Genomic DNA, 20,873 nt, shown 5'->3' on the forward strand with positions numbered 1-20,873 from the left:
AATGCATGATGAGTGTTTGTTTAATTTCTTATAAAAGAAGTAATGATTACAGATATTAGTGTAAATAAACCAGCACCTATGGTAGTTGGAAAACGATTAGGGATGTTTAACGCAGCCTCTGATGTAAAACGTACCATTAAAGATTTAGAAGCAGGTAAGCCTGTGTTAATTACTGCATTTTATAGTAATGGATTGTTATTGCTTAAGGAGTTACACCTATATCTATCTAAAAAAATCCCTAACGAATCTTTTCAAGAGCAACGTGATTATAGGGCACAATATCATAAATTATCAAATTTAATTTTGATAGAAATTGTAGCTAATAAGTTAATTGTTAAAAAAGCCCCCTCCATTGGTTGGTTAGAAAAATTATATCCAGATACAGCAAATTTTTTATTGACTTTTCCACAAGTACAAGGATTGAATAGTGCTTGGCAATGGTTTAAAAATGGAATTACTATTCCGGTGTTAAGAAACAAAGTACATCCTTATTATGGAACTTATTTTCCCACTCGTTTTGATCATTTAATTTTGTTAGACAATTGGTTAAAACGTTATGAAGGGACTAAAAAATCTGCTATTGATGTTGGAGTTGGGAGTGGAGTACTTTCTTTTTTAATGATTAAACACGGTTTTCAGAAGGTTTTTGCTACAGATACCAATCCAAACGCCATTATAGGATTAAAGGAATTTATGGGAGAAACAAAACTGTCTAGAAAATTAGAATTGAATTTTGGGAATTTGTTTGGTGCTTGGCATAAGCCTAGTGAATTGATTGTTTTTAATCCACCTTGGTTGCCAGAATCTAGCGATATTGAGAATCTTGATGAGGCTATTTATTATAATGAAACTCTATTTCCTGCCTTTTTTGAAGCTGCTAAAAAAAGATTATTACCCAATGGAAAACTGCTAGTTGTTTTTTCTAATCTAGCACAAATCACAGGGGTAACAAAAGAACATCCTGTAGAAAAAGAATTGGCTAATGGAGGTAGATTTAAATTAGAAAAATGTTTAAAGAAGTCTGTTAAATCAGCTTCTGACAAAACAAAAAGAGAACAACATTGGCGTGCAGCAGAAGAAGTAGAGTTGTGGGTGCTGATAAATATATAAATAAACCCGTTGTGTATTTGTAACAATATTTGTCAGATTGAGTGAATTTTACGATTGTAAATGAGTGAAATTTGTATCGAAATCGGATTTTGATACTAGTAAAATTAGTTCTCTTCCGAAGTTTCGGGAACAATTTTTACTTTCTTTTCTCAGAAAAAAATTTTCGAACTGACATCTGTAATTTATTTTTTACTCCAAATACACAACGGGTAAATCAATTAATTTTTAGTTTGATTTTTTCAGTACTTATTTACTGAAAAATCTTCTTCAGAAAAATATATTATGAATCTTTTGGGAAATATTTAGGAATCAATTCTTTTAACTTGTTTAGGGTTTCATCAACGGTTAATTCGCTCATTCCTCCAGAAGCATTTGCGTGTCCACCACCATTAAAATGTTCGGTTGCTAAAACATTTACAGGATTTTCTGCTCCTTTAGATCTAAATGAAATTTTCATAATACCATCTCTTTCAGTAAAAACAATAGCGGCTTTCATTCCTTTGATTGATAAAACCAAATTGGCTAAGCTATCAGTATCTCCTTTTTTATAGTTGTATTTGGCCAATTCTTCTTTAGATAAAGATATTATAGCCACATTATAATCATACAAAATTTCAAGTTTTTCACTCATTGCGTATCCTTGTAAACGCAAACGACTTTCTGTATTATTATCGTTTAGTTTTTCATGAATTAAATGATGTTCTACACCTGAGGCTAAAAGTTTTGCTAATATTTCGTGAGTTCTAGGTTGTACAGAGTTAAACCTAAAACTACCAGTATCTGTTAGGATTCCTAGGTATAATGGCGTTCCAATTTTTTGATCTAACAAATCAATATGTCCCGATTGTTCTATCAATTCAACAATTAACTGTGAAGTAGAACAAACCGTTGTTTCTGATACTGTTAAGAAAGGAAAATCTTCGGGATTTAGATGATGATCTATCATGATTTTTTTACAAGTAGACACTTCTAATAAACTTTGCATTTCTGGTCCAACTCTGTTGGTTGCATTGTAATCCAAACAAAAAATTAAATCTGCTTGTTTAAATGCAGAAGTAACTTTTTCTGGGGTTTCCTCCATCAACAAAATGTTGGTGGTATCTAACCAATATAAAAAGTCTGGTGCTTTATCAGGATGGCAAATAACGGCTGATTTACCTAGTTTTTCTATAAAATATAATAAACCTAAAGAAGATCCTACGGAGTCTCCGTCTGCAGATTTGTGTGCAGTAATAACGATATGCGAGGCAGCTAATATTTCTGCTTCAATTTGTTTGTAGATATTCATGAAATAGAGGTGAGTAAATACTCTTTTTAAGTGTTTTTAAATTACAATTATTCTTGAGACGAAGTTGTCTTTTTAGGTGTCCATCTTAATTTTTTCCAATCAATTTGTTCTGCTTTTGAGAGAAATGTCCAAGCAATAATTTGGCTAGATTTATTCCCAATTCCCATAGGGATGGTTTTGGTTTGTGTTGCTCCTAGTTCCTTTAAAAAATCTATCATACCTCTTTGGTTAGATTGCTTGCTTACCAAGGCAGAAAACCAAAAACAATTTTGTGAGAACTTTTTACTTTCTTTTACTAGTTTTTGTAAAAATGCAGTTTCTCCACCATCATAAATAATTTCACTTCCAATTTCAGATAGTGAGTAAGGAGCGTTTTTTTTCTGTACTCCTTTTTGGGCTTCTTCTAAGGAACTGTATAAAGGAGGGTGACAAATAGAAATATCTACTTTTTCATCCTTTTCTATAATACCATAAAAAAAGTCTTTTAAAGTACCTTGTAACCTACAAGCAATTTTGTCTTTTAGAGAATCATTAGCATTTACAATGGCTTGAGCAGATAGGAGAGAAGTTTCATCAATTTCAGAACCTATAAAATTCCAATGGTATTCTGTAACTCCAATAATAGGGTAGATGCATGTAGCCCCCATACCAATATCATAACAAGTAATATTTTTACCTAAGGGTAAACTACCAAAATTACTTTCGGTTAAAACATCTGCTATGTGGTGAATGTAATCTGCTTTGTTGGGGATAGATGGACAGATGTAATCATCAGAAAAATTCCAATTTTTAATACCATAATAATATTGCAATAAAGATTGGTTTAATGTTTTTATGGCAGTCGGATTTGTAAAATCAATGGTGTCTTCTCCTTTTATATTTGGTTTAATATAATTTGTTAATTGAGGGTTGATTTTACTCAAAGCCTTTAAATCATATCGATCTTTGTTTTTGTTACGAGAATGAATTTTATTTTTAATAGGTTTCTTTTTCTCTTTAGACATGATGGATTGTTTTGTTACTTCTGTTTTTAAAAAGCTTTTTAGCAATTGGTAAAGATACACAAAGCATTGGAGTTAGAATCAATCCTTAAAATGTGTTTATAAGTTTGTGTGGAGAATTATAAAAACAAAACAACCGAGATGTTTCTTAAGAAATATCTCGGTTGTTTCATAAAAAATAAATGTATTGTTTTAATTTTTGGTTTCAGGTGATATAAATTTATAAACCAATCCTGCTAAAATTGCTCCTACAATTGGGGCTATCCAAAACAACCATAATTGTCCCATTGCCCAATCTCCTGCAAATAATGCTTGACTTGTACTTCTTGCTGGGTTAACAGAGGTATTGGTAACAGGTATACTAATTAAGTGTATTAATGTTAATCCTAAACCTATGGCTATACCCGCAAAACCTTTGGGTGCTTTAGGATGTGTAGCTCCTAAAATAATAATCAGAAACATAAAGGTCATTGTAATTTCTGTAATAAGTGCTGACATCATATTATAACCATCAGGAGAATGTTCACCATATCCGTTTGCAGCAAATCCTCCAATGTCAAATCCAGATTTTCCACTTACGATCAGGTATAAAATACTTGCACCAACAATTCCTCCTAATACTTGAGCAACAATGTAAGGGATTAGTTCTCTTTTGTCAAATCTACCACCTACCCAAAGTCCAATGGTTACAGCTGGGTTTAAATGACAGCCTGAAATATGGCCAATTGCATAAGCCATTGTTAGAACTGTTAAACCAAAGGCAATGGAAACACCAACGAATCCTATTCCTAATTCTGGATAAGCAGCGGCTAAAACAGCACTACCACACCCACCAAGTACTAACCATAAGGTTCCAATAAATTCTGCGACTAGTTTTTTCATAATTTTTTTGTTAGTTATTAAATAGTTTAGTTGATCAAAAGACACAAACCAATAGTGTTAGGGTTTGGTAACTTTTGTTTTATGTAGTTAGCTTAAAAAAACGACATTCTTTAAATATAATAAAAACTTAGGTTTTGTAGTAAGCTAATTATCTTAGCTACTGTAGATTATTTTTTTATGTCTTTTAACGATGTTGATCAATTAAAATAACATTCCCATCAGGGTCTGATATCATAAGATTTGCTGGCCCAGTTGTATTTTTTTCCACTTCTGTAATTAGGGAAATATTTTTGTTTTGTAATTGTTTTTGAATTTCTCTAATATCATCAAACTCATTAATATTTTCTGCATTTTCATTCCAACCAGGATTAAAAGTGAGAATATTATGATCAAACATTCCCTGAAACAGACCTATTAATGAATTTTCGTTTTTCATGATTAGATAGTTTTGTTGGATGTCTCCTGCAAATATTTTAAATCCAAGATTTTCGTAAAACTGTTTTGAAGCTTCAATGTCTTTAACATTTAGACTCACAGAAAATGCACCTAATTTCATAGTGATCAATTTTAAATTTATTCTTTGCTACTAAATTTAAGGAATAATCTTCTTTGTTATAAAGCCTTAATATTTTTTTAGTTTTTAATGATTGACTAGAGTAGGAGTATTAAATAAAATCACTGGTTTTTATGCTAAAACAAACTCTAATTACATTCTAATTTTTCTCTAATCCCTTTTTAATACAGTGAAAGTAAATTTGTTTTAATAAAAAAAGTTTAGTTAGCTTTTTTAGGTAAATGCTCATCAATGGTGGTACATTGGTGGGCTTTACTCATTTATAAAAGGTAAACTACCTTTTAAAGAGATTTAAAATCACCCCAAAAATTCTTTGAGGTGATTTGATTTTTTAATACTTATAAATTTTTATAGATGTTGTGTTATTAACGATTAAAAAATAAACACCAGTCCTTAAATTACTAATATCAAGTTGATTGTTAGATGTTCTAGTAAATTGACAGGCGCGCCCAGTTATATCAATAATGTTTAACGTTTTTATTGAGTCTATTCCAGAAATGGTAAGTATTCCATCTGTAGGAGTTGGACTTACTGTAATACCTTGTGAATTTTCTTCAGAATTATTTGTTTTTAAAGTATCAGTAGGAATTTCAATGCCATCAAATAAGTAGTCATTTGTGATGTTTAAAGTTTCATCTTTAATTTCAAATGAAGTAATTTCATAAGGTTCGTGTCCAGCAGCATAGTGGTATCCTTGATTGATATCAAGAGTTTTTAAATATTCTAATCCTTTACCTATAGCATTTTGCACTAAGTACTCTTGAAATTCAGGAGATGTTCTGTCTGATGGTAATTCTATGTTATGAAGTCCCCATGCTCCTCCAAATTCTGCTGGAGTTCTACATCTTCCTCTTGCCAAAATATTAGCATCTCCAGAATTGTTAGCTTCTAATGCTAAACTTCTACCAGTCATTTCATTTTTCAGTACCAATAAATCATTTTGACTCACCATATAAGAATGATGAATATTAGATAATAGTACATGAGAATTATTACTTCTAACACAATAACTAGATCCGTGACTAAAACCTAAGGTGTGTCCAATTTCATGTGCTGTAAGATTCCAAGGAGTATCTCCTTTTGAAGAAATAGTACTATCACTTAATAAATAATATCTTTGATTTTTTTCATAAAGTTCTACAAATGCAGGTTCGTAATTAAATAATTTACCAACAAAATTCTTATTATCAAGGCCTAAAGTAGCACCACCTCCAAGACCACCACCTCCAGTAATTCCAAGGTTAAATGTTTTGGTTTTGTATTTTTCTAGAATTTTTGCTCTATGTGCTTTGTTATAAATATGTTTGGTATCAACCGTCCATCCATTACTTTCCCATATACTTTTTTCTTCCTCACTATAATTGTCAAGCTCAGCTTGTAAAACTCTATCTTCGTCAGGTATGTTGTTATCAGAAAAGTTGTTAAAAGATGTTTTTAGCCAATCCTCTTGAAAAAGAGGTTTAGATACCATATAAGCACCATTCTCCATAAGTGTTAACAGATATCTTAATTCCAATGGCCTATGTGTATTCCAAGGAATAGTTCCGCCACAAATATCTTTATCACCGGTTAGTACACGGTCATAAAATTGTAATTTCCAATCTACAGTAACTTGTTTTAATCTTTGTAGATTTTCATTGTCTAATGCTAAATAATTAAGTTCAAAATCATTTATATTTTGCTCAGAAACTTCAGAAAAATCTAAAGAAACATTAGTGTTGTTACTTAAATTTACTCCATTTGATTTAAAGTTTTTTGCTTTCCATGGTTTTGGAATAAAGTAGGCTGTTAATCCTTTTAAAGTATCTATAACCCCTATGTTAAATTGATAATTATCTACTTTACCTACAAGATGTACATTGTAGTAATCTTTGGCTAGCCAATTGTTTACTTTAATATAGTTTTCATGTGCAACAACTTCTATTAATTCTTTGGTTTTTATATAGTGCTTTGCTGTAGTGTTTCTTAGTTCTTTGTCGTTTAATAATTTATAGTATGACAAATCCTTTTGAGCATACAATTTTGTAGCAATGTCTGTATTTTCCTCTGCTATATAGATGTTTTTTTTATTTGGTCTAATAGATTTAAAAACTTTTGAGTTCTCACTACTTTGATAATAAAAATAATTTTCAGTTGTAAAATAGTTTCCAAACCCATTTGTATCTGTAAGGGGGTTGGGATTAGAATTGTTTTCTAAGTCAAAAAAGACAGCCACATTGTTTTTACTAAATACTCCATAAAATTCACCAATAAAAGCTCCGTATTCTGGATTGTTTACTTCTATATTTAGTGCTGTTAATGGTATAGTGTCTTCAGTAATTTCTGACTCTTTAAAGGTGTGTATTTTACTACTGCTTCTTTCTGTTAAATAAATAACATCTCCTTTTTGAGCAAATACATCTCTATCATAATTATTGGATCCATTCCCTGTTAATGCTTCAGAGTAGGCATATTTTACTGGTAAATTTTGAGCGGTAGAATTGATGACATCCTCTAATTTCCAAGCCGAAACCCTGTTACGTGTTCTTATATATACATATTGATTCGTAATTAATAAGGCCCTCCCTCTGTTAAACTTTGTTGGGTGGTCTACACCATAACTATCTGTTTGTCCTATTTGGAATTTTTGAGTACCTGTTAAATCGTAAAAATACGCTACATGTTTATATAGTAAACCAAAATAATTACCGTTAAAACTGATGTCTGTAATTACATTATTGTTATCATTATCGGGATGAAGGTTTACATCAAGTGTTAATATTTCATCTCCATTTTCGTATACATGAAGAACTTTGTCCGTATCTACTAAAAACATTTTTTGGTGATGATATCTTACAATGTCTGGTGTATATGGCAATTCCATCTCACTCCCATATTCATGGGAATAACTTGGTATGCTACCCGTTTCGGTAGTTTGTTGGCCAGTTGGTAATTGACCGGATATTGTTATGCTAAAGCATAAACAAATAATAAAAAGACTGAATACTTTAATTGGGGACTTATAAATCATATTATATAATATTTGATTGATATAATTAATTTTTAAGCTTAGTTAGACTTTTTTATTAAAGCATGATAGGTGAGTTATGGACTTAAATCCATGATAAAAACAGTAAAAAGTTTTTCCATAATAGGTTTAAGGGTAATGTTTAATTATTGATAATTTCGTCAAATTTAACTAAATCATAAATTGTTTTAAAGTTTTAAGGGTGATATATTTAAAAATAAATATGTTTTTATGGTTTTTGATGAAATATTGATAACTCTAGTTTGTTTTGACGAAACACACAAAGCATATGTGAATTTGTAACTATGAGTGTTGATTATAGGATATAAAAATAGGCGATGACTACTCATCGAGTTTGATACAAAGCAAACTCTTTAGTCATCGCCTATTTTATTGGATAGGTATTTATTTTTTTAATGTTTTAATGCTGGGTTTTTACCATATTCATAATCCGTTTTATTTGTCATAAGCCATTTATTTCCATCAACTTTCCAAACAATCAGCATTACTTTTTTGGTGTCTTCGTTAACCCAATATTCAGAACTGTTACCTGGTGATATTTGATCAACCCAATAAGAAACTTTAAACCCTTTATCACTTAGTTTTTTACGTTCCTCATTTATTTTAGCTGCATCTACAGGAGCTTGACCATCGTGATATTTTTCCCAAATTTTATGAGATGCCTCTATCGCTTTTTGACACTTTGTAACTTCTGAGTTAGGTAATACTTCTGTAATCACTTTTTTCTTGTCAAATTTAATGGTTATACAATTTTTAGTGGATTCGTTATACCAATCTTGTTTTTTACCAAACAAACTAGATCCACAAATTTCATAACCAAGATCGGATAGTTTTTCCTGTCCTTTTTCTAAGTCCATTTTAACAATAGATGTTACCTCTGTTGGAATTCCATCTTGGGCATTTACTTTGTTACTAGTAAGAAAACCAACTAAGGTTAACAGTAATAAAAATTTTGTTGCTTTCATTTTTCTGATATTTAAATTATTAATTTTTTGTTCTTAAACTATTATTGTGATTTGATATTTATGTGTTTGTAGTAGATATAACTAAGATGATGAAGCATATAAATGTTGTTAAATATATATGAATAGTTTTTTTGATGTGTGGTCTGTACTAAAGTAAGATTTTTTATCACAAGTTTTAACTCCTAATTTATAATTTAAAGTTATGTTAATACGTTTAGGGATTATATGACGTTTATCATATTGTTCTTTTATGCTTATTCATGTTATATTTTCCTCAGAAAAATTAGTTTTAACTGTTACTAAAAAAAACTCTTAATGATTAAAACCATTAAGAGTTTGCTTTGTACAGTATTATATTTTGAACTAGGAAATATAAATTAGGACAATGATGTTGTTTTAATACTGAATTATTTTATTCTAGAGGCTTCTGCTTGTAAAGCATCAAAAGCATTTTGTTCTTCATCACTTAAATTCCCATCATATAAATTGATTGTTTCTGCATAATCATTCATCACATCAAACAAATAACTTTCCTGAAGGTCTTCATTATAGATTAATTTATATTGATGATTTCTAACGGTATATCCTCCAAAAGAAGGACCGTTTGCAAGTACTTCGCTAAAAGAAAATTGTCTAGCATGTTTAATACTTTGGCTAAGCAAAGGTTTAAAAGAAATACTTTCGTTTATATCGTGATTTGTAACATTACAAATGTCTGCAATGGTAGCAAATAAATCGGTGGTTTGAATTAATGAATCATCACTTTCATTTTTTCTAGAAACATTGGCACCAGCAACAATTAAAGGAATATTTACGCCTCCGTTATATAAAGAACCTTTGGCTTTTCCTCTGCTAAAAGGACTTTGTGCTACTTGAGAGGGCGTTCCGTTATCACCAACAAAAATAATTGTTGTATTGGCTAATTCATCAGGTGGAATACTGTTTAACAATCGTCCTATTTCAGTATCCATAGCTTCTAGCATTTGTATATACATGTCTAAAGTGCTACTCCCTTCGTGAGTATATAAACTTTCATCTTTGGGTGTGTGAAAAGTTGAATGTGCAGCATTATATGCCAACCAACAAAACCATGGTTCTGTTTGGTTGTTAATCCAATCAATGGCATAGTCTGTATAAGCAGTGGTTCCATAATAATTTGTAATACTAGTATTGATACCATCTTCTTGTAAAGTCCAATTGTAATAATCGTTTAATCCACCTCTTGTGTTTCCTTTATAACTATCAATTCCTAATTTTTCAGGGTCGCTAGAGTTTGTAGACAAATGCCATTTTCCTAACAAAGCAGTTGCATAAGGAGTGGTTCCATTGTTGTTGATAAAAGTTTGTAGGCTAGTTTCATTTAGGTTAATAACATCTCCTGGGGATAACATATTTGTAGAAACGGCATGTTTTCCTGTTAAAATACTTGCACGAGTTGGCGTACAAAGTGGATAAGCCCAAGCGTTGTTAAATCTTACCCCATTTTGTGTGAGATGATCTAAATTTGGCATGGTAGGTTTTATACTACTTAACAGTGTTGCATAAGGTGTAGCATCCATTCCCATATCATCGGCAATAATTAATAAAACATTTGGCTTTTGTACGTTTTGATGGTAAGTAAATAAAGTGTCTTTTTCTTCTGAAACATCAATGTTATCTACCATAATATCATTAGCAGAAGCACTACAGCTAGTGGCAAAAAATATAAAATAACAGGTAATGATAAAGATAATTATAAATTGAACCTGTATAAAAATGTGTTTTTTCTTTTTATTAAATTTTACCATGGTGTATTGTTTTTTACTAAAACAAGAAACTTTTGTTTTACCCTACCATTAGATAAAGAAATCTCATTCCATTTCTTTATTTTTAAACTCATGAAAAAATCACTAAAAAAACTGAATAAAAGCTTAGAAGGAAATCTTTTAACAGATAAGCTACACAAAAATATTTATGCAACTGATGCATCGGTATATAGAAAAATTCCTGTTGGGGTAGCTTATCCTAAGTCTAAGAGTGATTTAAAACGTATTATTGCTTTTGCCAATAAGCACAACACAACTTTAATTCCACGTACTGCCGGAACTTCTTTGGCAGGGCAATGTGTGGGTGATGGATTGGTGGTAGATGTTTCTAAATATTTTACACAAATCTTAAATTATAACAAAGAGCTAAAACAAATTACTGTTCAGCCAGGAGTAATTCGCGATGATTTAAATCGTTATGTACAAGCAGATGGTTTGTTTTTTGGTCCTAATACTTCTACGGCTAACAGATGTATGATAGGAGGAATGGTGGGGAACAATAGCTCTGGAACTACTTCTATTAGATACGGAGTTACTCGCGATAAAATCATCCGTTTACAAACCATTTTAAGTGATGGGAGTGAAGTGGCTTTTGAGGCTATAAATGCCGATGATTTTAAACAAAAAGCAACGTTAGATTCTGTTGAAGGAAATATTTATAAAATGATCTTAAATCAATTTTCTAAAGTTGATGTTCAGCAAGAGATTGTTAAGGAATTTCCTAAAATGGATATCCATAGAAGAAATACAGGATATGCTATTGATGAATTGCTAAAGTTTGAATTGTTTGGAGGAACAGAAAAAACAATTAATCTGGCAAAAGTCTTGTGTGGTAGCGAGGGGACTTTGGCTTTTACTACCGAAATTACTTTGCAGTTAGATGATGTTCCCCCTACAAAAAACATAATGGTGGCTTCGCATTTTAACTCAGTTCAAGAGTGTATGGAATCTGTGGTGATAGCCATGAAGCACAAATTGTACAATTGTGAATTGATGGATAAAATCATTTTAGATTGTACCAAATCTATACGTTCTCAACAAGAAAATAGAACTTTTTTAGAAGGAGATCCTGCCGCTATTTTGATGTTAGAAGTAGCTTCTGATACGATGGGAGATGCCCAAAAGCAAGCGGATGCTCTAATAGCAGATTTAGAAAATCATGGGTTTGGATATGCACATCCTAAAATTGTTGGAGACAAAATAAATGGCATTCACGATTTGCGTAAAGCTGGTTTAGGGGCTTTGGGGAATTTAATTGGTGATAAAAAAGCAGTAGCTTGTATAGAAGATACCGCGGTAAGTTTAGCAGACTTGCCTAATTTTATTGCTGATTTTTCTAAAATGATGAATGAATACAACCAACAAGCAGTGTATTATGCACATGCTGGAGCTGGAGAAATTCATTTGCGTCCTATTTTAAATTTAAAATCAGAAAATGATGTGGTGTTGTTTAGAACCATTACCACAAGAGTGGCGCAATTGGTAAAACAATACAAAGGATCTTTAAGTGGTGAACACGGTGATGGAATTGTGAGGGCAGAGTTTATTCCAATGATGATTGGTGAAGAAAACTATGCACTGATAAAAGAATTAAAAGAAACTTTTGATCCTCATTATATTTTTAACAAGGGAAAAATTATCAATCCATTTTCTATGGATAAATCTTTGCGTTACGAAGTCAATAGGGTAGAACCACAAATTACTACTTTAATGAATTTTACCGATAACCAGGGAATTTTACGTTTGGCAGAACAATGTAACGGATCTGGAGATTGCAGAAAATCTGTAGCTGCAGGAGGAACCATGTGTCCTAGTTACAGAGCAACCAAAAACGAAAAAGATACTACTAGGGCAAGAGCCAATGCTTTAAGAGAAGTGTTGACCAACAATAAAACCGACAACAAGTTTGATGATGAAACTTTAAAAGAAGTTTTTGACTTATGCATCAGCTGTAAGGCTTGTGCTAGTGAGTGCCCAAGTAATGTAGATGTGTCGGCTTTAAAGGCAGAATTTTTATATCAATATCAAGAGAAAAACGGCTATTCTTTTAGAAACAAATTGTTTGCAAAAGTAAACAACATCAATCAGCAACTTACAGTAGTTAGTGGTTTCATCAATATGTTTAGCAATACTTTATTGGCTAAAAAAGTATTGGGAATTAGCACCAAAAGAACTTTGCCAAGTTTAAAAAGATTTACACTAACGCAGTGGATTCAAAACAACTACGAAAAATTACAACTGAAAAATCCAATTAAAAAAATTTATTTTTTTAATGATGAATTCACCAATTATTACGATGTAGAAATAGGAATTGATGCGTTGGAGTTGTTACATCAATTAAATTATCAAGTGGTGTTTTTAGAACATGAGCAAAGTGGTAGGGCTTTGATATCTAAAGGATTTTTAAAAGAAGCCAAAGAAGTTGCCAATACAAACGTTGAAATTTTTGGTCAAGTACTTGATGAAAATCACAGTTTGATAGGGGTAGAACCCTCTGCTATTCTAACTTTTAGAGATGAATACTTAAGACTCTGTGATGATATTGATTTGGCTAAAAAAACAGCAAAACATGTTTTGGGTATTGAAGAGTTCATCAGTAAAGAAATAGCACTTGGAAATATAGTTGCTAATGCTTTTACCAAAGAAGATAAAAATGTTAAGATTCATGTGCATTGTCATCAAAAATCTTTAAGTACTAGCAAACATACTTTTGACATGTTAAATATAGTCCCTAATTACAAGGTTACCGTTTTAAACACTGGTTGTTGTGGTATGGCAGGTTCTTTTGGGTATGAAGAAGAACATTACGAGGTGAGTATGCAAATGGGAGAAGATACTTTGTTTCCTAAACTAAGAAATTTAGAGGCAGAAAGTTTAATTGTAGCTTCTGGAACCAGTTGTAGACACCAAATAAAAGACGGAACACAAAAAGAAAGTTTGCATGCTGTTTCGGCATTAAGACAAGCTTTGATTTAGTCTAAAAACTATAAAACATAAAGTGTTCAAGAAGCTTGTGTTAATCTTTGCAAAAGCATAGTTGAGGATTCTTTACAAAACAGGGCCACTGAGCGGAGTAGAAGAGTAGTCTATCATATTTATAAAACAGAATTTAACATGGCATACGATACCTATTTAGAAGAAAGAATTACCAGAGTTTTAAAAGGTAAAAACATTGTTTTTAACGCTAAAAAAATGATGGGTGGTTTGTGCTATATGGTTGATGATAAAATGTGTTTTGGAATTGTGAAGGAACAATTCATGGCAAGGATCGGTACAGATTTTTATCCTTTCGCATTAGAAATGAATCATGTAAATGAAATGAATTTTACAGGACGTGCCATGAAAGGTTATGTGTTTATTGATGCCGATGGTTTAGATACTGAAGAACAATTAGCGTTTTGGATTCAGAAATGTTTAGACTTTAATCCTTTGGCTAAAAGTTCTAAAAAGAAGAGATCTTAATTTATACCATTAATCTTTATTCCATGATTAATAAAAGGTAGTGGAATTGGGTGTTATATTCTGTTGTTAATAGATATAGAAGGTTTGTTTTATACACTTAAACCTGTATTAAAATTGGTAAATTTGATTGTTAAACCTAATGTTTTTAAATAGGATCTTCATTACAAAACATAGTCTATGAAACAAGTAGTTATTATTTTAGTTTGTTTACTTATAGGAGAATTGATTGTCTACCTTACTGGAGTCAAATTACCTTCAAGTATTATAGGGATGTTATTATTAACACTTTCTTTACAATTGGGTTGGGTAAAAATAGCTACAGTTAGCGGAATTTCTTCTTTTTTAACCCAAAATATGTCTTTCTTTTTTGTGCCTCCAGGTGTGGCTATTATGTTGTATTTGGATGTGATTCAAACTTCTTTTTGGTCTATACTAATTGCTTCTTTGGTTAGTACTATTTTGGTTTTAGCTATTACTGGTTGGACACATCAATTGTTTATTGATAACAAAAGTGTGGTACAGAAAAAAACAAACAAATAGAAATTAGCTATGGCACGTTTTTTTGAAAATGACATATGTATTGTAACCTTAACTTTTGTCGCGTTTTTTGTGGCTCAACTTATTCAGAAAAAGACTCGAATCATTTTGTTAAATCCCATTTTGGTTGCCATCATTATGATTATTTCTTTTCTTTTTATTTTTAAAATTGATTTTGAAGTCTACCACAAAGGAAGTAGATTGATTGAGTTTTTCTTAAAACCAGCAATTGTAGCCTTGGGAGTTCCTTTGTATCAACAATTAGGTAAAATTAAAAAACAAGCAGTGCCTATATTGGTTTCTCAATTGGTAGGTTGTTTGGTAGGAGTAGTCTCTGTAGTATTGATTGCCAAATGGATGGGGGCCCCTAGAGATATTATTTTGTCTTTAGCACCAAAATCTGTTACCACACCTATTGCCATGGAAGTTTCTAAAACCATTGGAGGTATTCCGCCTTTAACTGCATCAGTAGTTATTTTGGTTGGAATTTTTGGTTCTATTTTTGGTTATGGAATTATGAAGTTTAGCCGAGTAAAAAGTACTCTTGCTCAAGGAATTTCTATGGGAACTGCAGCTCATGTAGTAGGGACCTCTAAATCTATGGAGATTAGCGAAAATTATGGTGTGATGTCTAGTATAGGACTTATAGTTAATGGAATTTTAACCGCTTTGTTAGCTCCATATATTTTACAATTATTACATTATTGTGACTTGTTTTAAATTTCACCAATCATTCTGTTTTTTATAAATTGATTATAAAAGAATTAATACTCCTCAAAAGAAGGTTTTATAAAGTACTCAAACAGGGTTTTTAAACATCCCAAAACTTTATGATATATGGAGGAAGTCATCCAAATTAAAAAGCAACGTTTCTCTTAAACAACTGAAACGTTTCTTTTGTACAACTGCAACGCTCCTCTTTGTAAAGAGGAGCGTTGCAGTTAAGTAAAAGTAAAGGTGCTTTTTTTTATTGCAAAGGTTGAATTTTTTTAAGCTGATAGAAAGTACTTTTTTTAATTAAATTAATGCAATAGAGTGGAAAGAACAACTCAAAAATTATCTTGACTAAGTAAATTGATTTACTTAGTTTAGTTAATCAGTTTCTGATTAGTTCTGTAGCTGATTTCCAGATTAAATTCCCTTAAATTAAATGAAGAAAATAGAAGTAGTTGCAGCAATCATCCATTTTGAAGATGAAATTTTATGTGTTCAACGAGCAGAAAGTAAATTAGATTATATTTCTGAGAAATTTGAATTTCCTGGAGGTAAAATTGAAAAGGGAGAAACTAAAGAAGAAGCATTGGCTAGAGAGTTAACTGAAGAACTAGACATTAAGCCTGTGATTAAAGATTTGTTTTTGACGGTTGTACATACTTATCCAGATTTTGAAATAACAATGCACAGTTTCAACTGTATAACAAATTCTAAAAAAATAAAGTTGAAAGAACATATTTCAGCACAATGGTTAAAAAATGATAATCTAAGTCATTTAGATTGGGCTGCTGCTGATTTACCAATAGTTTCAAAATTAATTGATAATGAATAAATTTTCGATTCAAGGTTTTGAAAAAAGTATTCAAACAGGTTTTATAGACAAAACTATTAATTCAGAAATTCTTTATCAACCAGAGTTATTGGTAAATAGAAAGAAGCCTAAAGTAAAAGTCTTATCAACTATTATTAATGAGTTAGAGTCTTGTGAATCTTTTTTTATATCAGTTGCATTTGTAACAACTGGAGGTGTTGCTACTTTAATGAATACCTTAGTAGCACTTGAGAAAAGAAATATTAAAGGTAAAATATTAGTTTCTCAATACTTGAATTTTACTCAGCCAGAAGCATTAAAAAGACTTTTAAAATTTAAAAACATTGAACTTAGAATAGCTACTAAAGAAAATTCACATTCTAAAGGGTATCTTTTTAAAACAGCTGATTATTACAATTTAATAATAGGTAGTAGCAACTTAACAGATTCAGCTCTGACTACAAATAAAGAGTGGAACCTTAAGGTTTCTGCTTTATATGATAGTGAAATTGTAGATAAAGTAGTAGGAGAGTTTGAAGATGACTTTAATAAAGGAATTGTTGTTACTTCTGAATTTATAGAAGAGTATAAAGAAGTATACAATAAACAAAGATTGTATAGTACAAAAGGAGATGATGAGCATATCACAACTAAAACAATCTCTCCAAACTCAATGCAGAAAGAAGCATTGAAAAACATAGAGGTTTTGAGGTTGGCTAATAAAAATAAGGCCTTGTTAATTTCTGCTACGGGTACAGGTAAAACATATTTATCAGCTTTTGATGCTAAGGCTTTTAATTCTAAAAAATTATTATTTGTTGTTCATAGATTGAATATTGCTAAAAAAGCTTTAGAAACATTTCAATCAGTTTTTGGTCAAACAAAAACAATGGGGTTATACTCTGGAAATCACAAAGATTTAGATAAAGATTTTATTTTTTCTACGGTACAAACTATTTCAAGAGAAAATCATTTACATCAATTTGATAAAGATTTATTTGATTATATTATTATTGATGAATCTCACAGGTCAGGTGCTGAGTCTTATTTAAGATTAATAGAATATTTTACTCCTAAGTTTTTACTAGGAATGACAGCGACTCCTGAAAGAACAGATGGGAATGATATTTTTAGTTTATTTGACCATAATATAGCTTATGAAATTAGATTAAACAGAGCTATGGAAGAAAATATGCTTAGTCCTTTTCATTATTATGGAGTAACGGATTTAAGTATTAATGATGAATTAATTGAAAATAAAAGTGATTTTAATTTATTAGCTGCGGATGAAAGAGTTGATAAAATTATTGAAAAGGCTCATCTGTATGGTTGCGATAATGGAATAGTTAGAGGACTTGTTTTTTGTTCATCAAACAAAGAGGCTAGAATACTTTCTTTAAAGTTTAATGAGAGGAAATATAAGACAATAGCGCTATCTGGTGATAATTCTGAAGATGAAAGGATTAGAGCAATTGAATTATTAGAGTCGGATAATATAAACGAAAAAATTGATTACATTTTTACTGTTGATATTTTTAATGAAGGAATTGATATACCAAAAGTGAATCAAATTATTATGATGAGACCAACAGACTCATCAATTATTTTTATTCAACAACTAGGTAGAGGACTTAGAAAAATTAATGAGAAACATTATTTAACAATTATTGATTTTATTGGTAATTATACCAATAACTATTTAATTCCTATAGCTCTTTATGGAGACACTTCATATAATAAAGACACATTAAGAAAATTATTATCAGAAGGTAGTAGAGAAATACCAGGAACTTCAACAATTAATTTTGATGAAATTTCTAAAGAAAAAATTTTTAAATCTATCGATAATGCAAAAATGGATAGATTAGCAGATTTGAGAAAAGATTATGAGTTATTAAAATTCAAATTAGGAAGAATTCCTATGATGATGGATTTTGTAAAACATGGTTCTAGAGACCCATATCTATATGTTGATTACTCAAAGTCCTATTTAAATTTCGTAAACAAAGTAGAAAAAGATTACAAACACACACTTTCTAATAAATCAGTAAAATTGTTGGAATTGTTTTCTAAAGAAATTAACAATGCAAAGAGAATTACAGAAAGTATATTACTTAAAGAGTTAATAGAGAATCATAAAATCACTTATGATAATTTTATAAATTTAATAAATTACACTTATGGGTTTGAAATCAGTAAAGAGACTTTAAATTCAACGATATCAAATATTAACTTTGAATTCATTAGAGATAAAAAAGATAAAAAGTTAATTGCAGTAAAAGATATTTATAATTTAAAAATAGTTTATGTAGAGAATGAAACTATTTTCTTAGAGGATGAGTTTTTACAATTAATACAAGAAGATATATTCAATTCTTATTTGATAGATTCTATTAAACTTTCAATTGATACATTTAATAATAAATTTAAAATTGAGGATTGGAAGGATGGATTTATTTTATACCAAAAATATTCAAGAAAAGATGTTTTCAGAATATTAAATACTCCTGAGAATCCTGTAGCACAAAATGTAGGAGGTTACCTGGTAAGTGCAGACTACAAAAATTGTCCAATTTTTTTAAACTATAATAAAGAAGAAGATATTTCAGAATCTACGAAGTATGAAGATAAATTTGTTAACAACAAAGAATTGGAATACATGTCAAAGTCTAATCGTAAATTGACAAGTAAAGATGTTAAGTCAATTTTAGGAGTTCAAGGTGATATTAGGTTACCTCTTTTTACTAAAAAAAGTAATGATGAAGGTTCTGAGTTTTATTATTTAGGAGATATTTATCTTAATAAAGAAAAAGTTGAACAAACAAGGACAAGTGATGGTAAACCAATTATTAAGTTTAATTTTTTATTAGAACATCCTGTACCGGATAACTTATATAGATATATAACAACCACAGTTGATACAAATTTATTAGAATTACCTAAAGCTGTAATAGAGAAAAATATAGTTAAAGAAGAAAAACCAATTTTCACTATTCCTTTTTATGATTTTTATGCAGCAGCTGGTTCTTTTAGTGAAATGCAAGTAGATAAAGATTATTCAATGCTCGAAGTTGATACAGATTATAATAATCAAAATGTTTTTGCATGTAAAGTTCTGGGAGAGTCTATGAATAAAATCATTCCTAACAATTCAATATGTCTATTTAAGGAATATTCAGGAGGTTCTAGGAATGGAAAAATTGTTTTAGTAGAAAATGTTGATTTTCAAAACACAGAATTCAATTCTGCATTCACTGTTAAAACTTATGTAAGTGAAAAGATTGTTACAGAAGATGGTTGGGGACATACAGCAATTTATTTAAAACCAAATTCATATGATAGTAACTTTAAAGACATTATTATAAACGAAGAAAATGGTCAAAATATGAGAGTGGTAGGGGAGTTTGTAAAAGTGTTAGAGTCTTAAACCAACCCCACAATCTCCTCCACAAAATAATCAACTTCTTCTTTGCTGGTGAGTTTAGAAAAAGAAACTCTTAAAGAAGTGTTTTGTTGTGCTTCATCGTTTAAAAAACTTTGGAGTACATGCGAACCTTTGTTGCTTCCGCTTTGGCAAGCAGAACCACCAGAAACCGCAATTCCTTTCATGTCTAGTTGAAAAAGCAGCATAGGTAAATCTTTGTCAAACTGTATGTTAATAACTGTATGAGTACTTTGGTGTACATCACCAGATACTCCGTTAAATTTTGCAGTAGGGACCTTAGAAATAAATTTGCTGATAAAATACTCTTTAAGGTTTTTTAAGTGAGCTACATCATCTTCCATATGCTGAACACATATAGACAAAGCTTTTTCCATCCCTACAATGGCAGCAGTATTTTCTGTTCCAGCTCTAGAACCACGTTCTTGTTCACCTCCTAAAATTTCTGGATGTATTCCAGTTCCTTTTCTAAAAAAAGCAAAACCAATTCCTTTTGGGCCGTGAAATTTATGAGCAGCAGCCGTAATAAAATCAATATTTATATCAGCTAAATTTAGAGGAAAATGTCCTATAGATTGCACAGTATCACTATGAAACAAAGCATTGTACTGCTGCTTTAAAGCAATTACTTTAGGTAAGTCTAAAATGGTTCCAATTTCATTGTTCACATGCATCAAAGAAATCAACGTTTTTTGAGTGCTTTTAGATAAAAGATCTTCTAAATGCTGATAATCTATAGTTCCATCATTTAAAGTATTTACATATGAAATTTGAGTGCCTTTAGCAGCTAAAAAATCAACAGTGTGTAATACCGCATGATGCTCCAAAGGAGAAGTAATAATATGTTGAACACCCAAGTGATTAACCGCATTTTTAAGAATAAAATTATCAGCCTCAGTACCTCCAGAGGTAAACACAATTTCCGAAGTAGTACAGTGTAAATGTTTGGCAATATTTTTACGAGCATTTTCTATCACCGCTTTAGCGCTACGTCCAAAAGCATGGGTAGATGAAGGGTTTCCAAAAGTGGATTGCATGGTGGCTACCATTACTTCCACAACCTCTGGAAGCATTGGAGTAGTAGCGGCATTGTCTAAATATACTCGTTTCATACCTGCAAAAGTAAGTGTTCTGTATATAATACACCATAGCTATTTACAATTTGTCAGTTTTATAGGTATGGCATCAATATTGACTTAATTAGCCTAGCTAATAATACATGCTTGATTTTCTGTATCTTTGCAGATTCCAATT

The 20,873-nt window shown here is 30.6% G+C and carries 15 protein-coding genes; 7 read left to right on the forward strand and 8 right to left on the reverse strand.

What is annotated here, in order from left to right; all coding sequences use genetic code 11:
- Window positions 1-42: 42 nt before the first annotated feature.
- The gene (locus tag AXE80_RS06250; RefSeq protein ID WP_068825475.1) at window positions 43-1,110 is read left to right on the forward strand and encodes a methyltransferase; all 1,068 of its coding nucleotides are present in this window, start codon (window positions 43-45) and stop codon (window positions 1,108-1,110) included.
- A 280-nt stretch (window positions 1,111-1,390) separates the two neighbouring features.
- On the opposite strand, the gene AXE80_RS06255 is transcribed toward AXE80_RS06250, so the two are convergent.
- The 7 genes from AXE80_RS06255 to AXE80_RS06285 form a co-directional block, all read right to left on the reverse strand.
- The gene (locus AXE80_RS06255) at window positions 1,391-2,398 is read right to left on the reverse strand and encodes a DHH family phosphoesterase (protein WP_068825477.1); all 1,008 of its coding nucleotides are present in this window, start codon (window positions 2,396-2,398) and stop codon (window positions 1,391-1,393) included.
- A 47-nt stretch (window positions 2,399-2,445) separates the two neighbouring features.
- Complete coding sequence (rlmF, locus tag AXE80_RS06260) at window positions 2,446-3,402, reverse strand: 23S rRNA (adenine(1618)-N(6))-methyltransferase RlmF (RefSeq protein ID WP_068828719.1); 957 nt, start codon at window positions 3,400-3,402, stop codon at window positions 2,446-2,448.
- 189 nt (window positions 3,403-3,591) lie between these two features.
- Entirely contained in the window at window positions 3,592-4,284 is a 693-nt protein-coding gene (aqpZ, locus tag AXE80_RS06265; protein ID WP_335673672.1) for an aquaporin Z, read from the reverse strand.
- Between the two features lie 181 nt (window positions 4,285-4,465).
- Window positions 4,466-4,837, reverse strand: coding sequence for a VOC family protein (locus AXE80_RS06270; protein WP_068825482.1), 372 nt, complete (start codon window positions 4,835-4,837; stop codon window positions 4,466-4,468).
- A 349-nt stretch (window positions 4,838-5,186) separates the two neighbouring features.
- The gene (locus tag AXE80_RS06275) at window positions 5,187-7,865 is read right to left on the reverse strand and encodes a T9SS type A sorting domain-containing protein (protein ID WP_083194599.1); all 2,679 of its coding nucleotides are present in this window, start codon (window positions 7,863-7,865) and stop codon (window positions 5,187-5,189) included.
- A 410-nt stretch (window positions 7,866-8,275) separates the two neighbouring features.
- Window positions 8,276-8,848 (reverse strand): hypothetical protein, encoded by a 573-nt coding sequence (locus tag AXE80_RS06280; RefSeq protein ID WP_068825486.1) that lies wholly within the window; start codon window positions 8,846-8,848, stop codon window positions 8,276-8,278.
- A 407-nt stretch (window positions 8,849-9,255) separates the two neighbouring features.
- Entirely contained in the window at window positions 9,256-10,635 is a 1,380-nt protein-coding gene (locus AXE80_RS06285; RefSeq protein ID WP_068825488.1) for a sulfatase-like hydrolase/transferase, read from the reverse strand.
- A gap of 90 nt (window positions 10,636-10,725) precedes the next feature.
- On the opposite strand from AXE80_RS06285, the gene AXE80_RS06290 reads away from it, so the two are divergent.
- The 6 genes from AXE80_RS06290 (at window position 10,726) to AXE80_RS06315 (ending at window position 19,604) form a co-directional block, all read left to right on the forward strand.
- Window positions 10,726-13,629, forward strand: a complete 2,904-nt coding sequence (locus tag AXE80_RS06290; protein WP_068825490.1) for an FAD-binding and (Fe-S)-binding domain-containing protein — start codon at window positions 10,726-10,728, stop codon at window positions 13,627-13,629.
- A 138-nt stretch (window positions 13,630-13,767) separates the two neighbouring features.
- Window positions 13,768-14,115: a TfoX/Sxy family protein gene (locus AXE80_RS06295; protein ID WP_068825492.1), complete on the forward strand. Its 348-nt coding sequence runs from the start codon at window positions 13,768-13,770 to the stop codon at window positions 14,113-14,115.
- A gap of 177 nt (window positions 14,116-14,292) precedes the next feature.
- On the forward strand, window positions 14,293-14,655 hold the full coding sequence (locus AXE80_RS06300; protein WP_068825494.1) for a CidA/LrgA family protein: 363 nt from the start codon (window positions 14,293-14,295) through the stop codon (window positions 14,653-14,655).
- A gap of 9 nt (window positions 14,656-14,664) precedes the next feature.
- Window positions 14,665-15,372 (forward strand): LrgB family protein, encoded by a 708-nt coding sequence (locus AXE80_RS06305; RefSeq protein ID WP_068825496.1) that lies wholly within the window; start codon window positions 14,665-14,667, stop codon window positions 15,370-15,372.
- 430 nt (window positions 15,373-15,802) lie between these two features.
- Window positions 15,803-16,198, forward strand: a complete 396-nt coding sequence (locus tag AXE80_RS06310; RefSeq protein WP_068825497.1) for a (deoxy)nucleoside triphosphate pyrophosphohydrolase — start codon at window positions 15,803-15,805, stop codon at window positions 16,196-16,198.
- Window positions 16,191-19,604, forward strand: a complete 3,414-nt coding sequence (locus tag AXE80_RS06315) for a DUF3427 domain-containing protein (protein WP_068825500.1) — start codon at window positions 16,191-16,193, stop codon at window positions 19,602-19,604. The genes AXE80_RS06310 and AXE80_RS06315 overlap by 8 nt, the downstream gene beginning before the upstream one ends.
- Here AXE80_RS06315 and AXE80_RS06320 read toward each other — a convergent pair.
- On the reverse strand, window positions 19,601-20,731 hold the full coding sequence (locus tag AXE80_RS06320; RefSeq protein ID WP_068825502.1) for a cysteine desulfurase family protein: 1,131 nt from the start codon (window positions 20,729-20,731) through the stop codon (window positions 19,601-19,603). The two genes, AXE80_RS06315 and AXE80_RS06320, sit on opposite strands and share 4 nt — an antisense overlap.
- Window positions 20,732-20,873: the final 142 nt, after the last annotated feature.

It is taken from the genome of Wenyingzhuangia fucanilytica (assembly GCF_001697185.1).
Classification (GTDB): Bacteria; Bacteroidota; Bacteroidia; order Flavobacteriales; family Flavobacteriaceae; genus Wenyingzhuangia; species Wenyingzhuangia fucanilytica.

What these genes read in the sequence shown, in the direction of transcription:
- AXE80_RS06320 (WP_068825502.1), bottom strand. Translation starts at nt 20,731, where the DNA reads ATGAAACGAGTATATTTAGACAATGCCGCTACTACTCCAATGCTTCCA.
- rlmF (WP_068828719.1), bottom strand. Translation starts at nt 3,402, where the DNA reads ATGTCTAAAGAGAAAAAGAAACCTATTAAAAATAAAATTCATTCTCGT.
- AXE80_RS06310 (WP_068825497.1), top strand. Translation starts at nt 15,803, where the DNA reads ATGAAGAAAATAGAAGTAGTTGCAGCAATCATCCATTTTGAAGATGAA.
- AXE80_RS06295 (WP_068825492.1), top strand. Translation starts at nt 13,768, where the DNA reads ATGGCATACGATACCTATTTAGAAGAAAGAATTACCAGAGTTTTAAAA.
- AXE80_RS06300 (WP_068825494.1), top strand. Translation starts at nt 14,293, where the DNA reads ATGAAACAAGTAGTTATTATTTTAGTTTGTTTACTTATAGGAGAATTG.
- AXE80_RS06255 (WP_068825477.1), bottom strand. Translation starts at nt 2,398, where the DNA reads ATGAATATCTACAAACAAATTGAAGCAGAAATATTAGCTGCCTCGCAT.
- AXE80_RS06290 (WP_068825490.1), top strand. Translation starts at nt 10,726, where the DNA reads ATGAAAAAATCACTAAAAAAACTGAATAAAAGCTTAGAAGGAAATCTT.
- AXE80_RS06270 (WP_068825482.1), bottom strand. Translation starts at nt 4,837, where the DNA reads ATGAAATTAGGTGCATTTTCTGTGAGTCTAAATGTTAAAGACATTGAA.
- AXE80_RS06250 (WP_068825475.1), top strand. Translation starts at nt 43, where the DNA reads ATGATTACAGATATTAGTGTAAATAAACCAGCACCTATGGTAGTTGGA.
- AXE80_RS06305 (WP_068825496.1), top strand. Translation starts at nt 14,665, where the DNA reads ATGGCACGTTTTTTTGAAAATGACATATGTATTGTAACCTTAACTTTT.
- AXE80_RS06275 (WP_083194599.1), bottom strand. Translation starts at nt 7,865, where the DNA reads ATGATTTATAAGTCCCCAATTAAAGTATTCAGTCTTTTTATTATTTGT.
- AXE80_RS06280 (WP_068825486.1), bottom strand. Translation starts at nt 8,848, where the DNA reads ATGAAAGCAACAAAATTTTTATTACTGTTAACCTTAGTTGGTTTTCTT.
- AXE80_RS06315 (WP_068825500.1), top strand. Translation starts at nt 16,191, where the DNA reads ATGAATAAATTTTCGATTCAAGGTTTTGAAAAAAGTATTCAAACAGGT.
- AXE80_RS06285 (WP_068825488.1), bottom strand. Translation starts at nt 10,635, where the DNA reads ATGGTAAAATTTAATAAAAAGAAAAAACACATTTTTATACAGGTTCAA.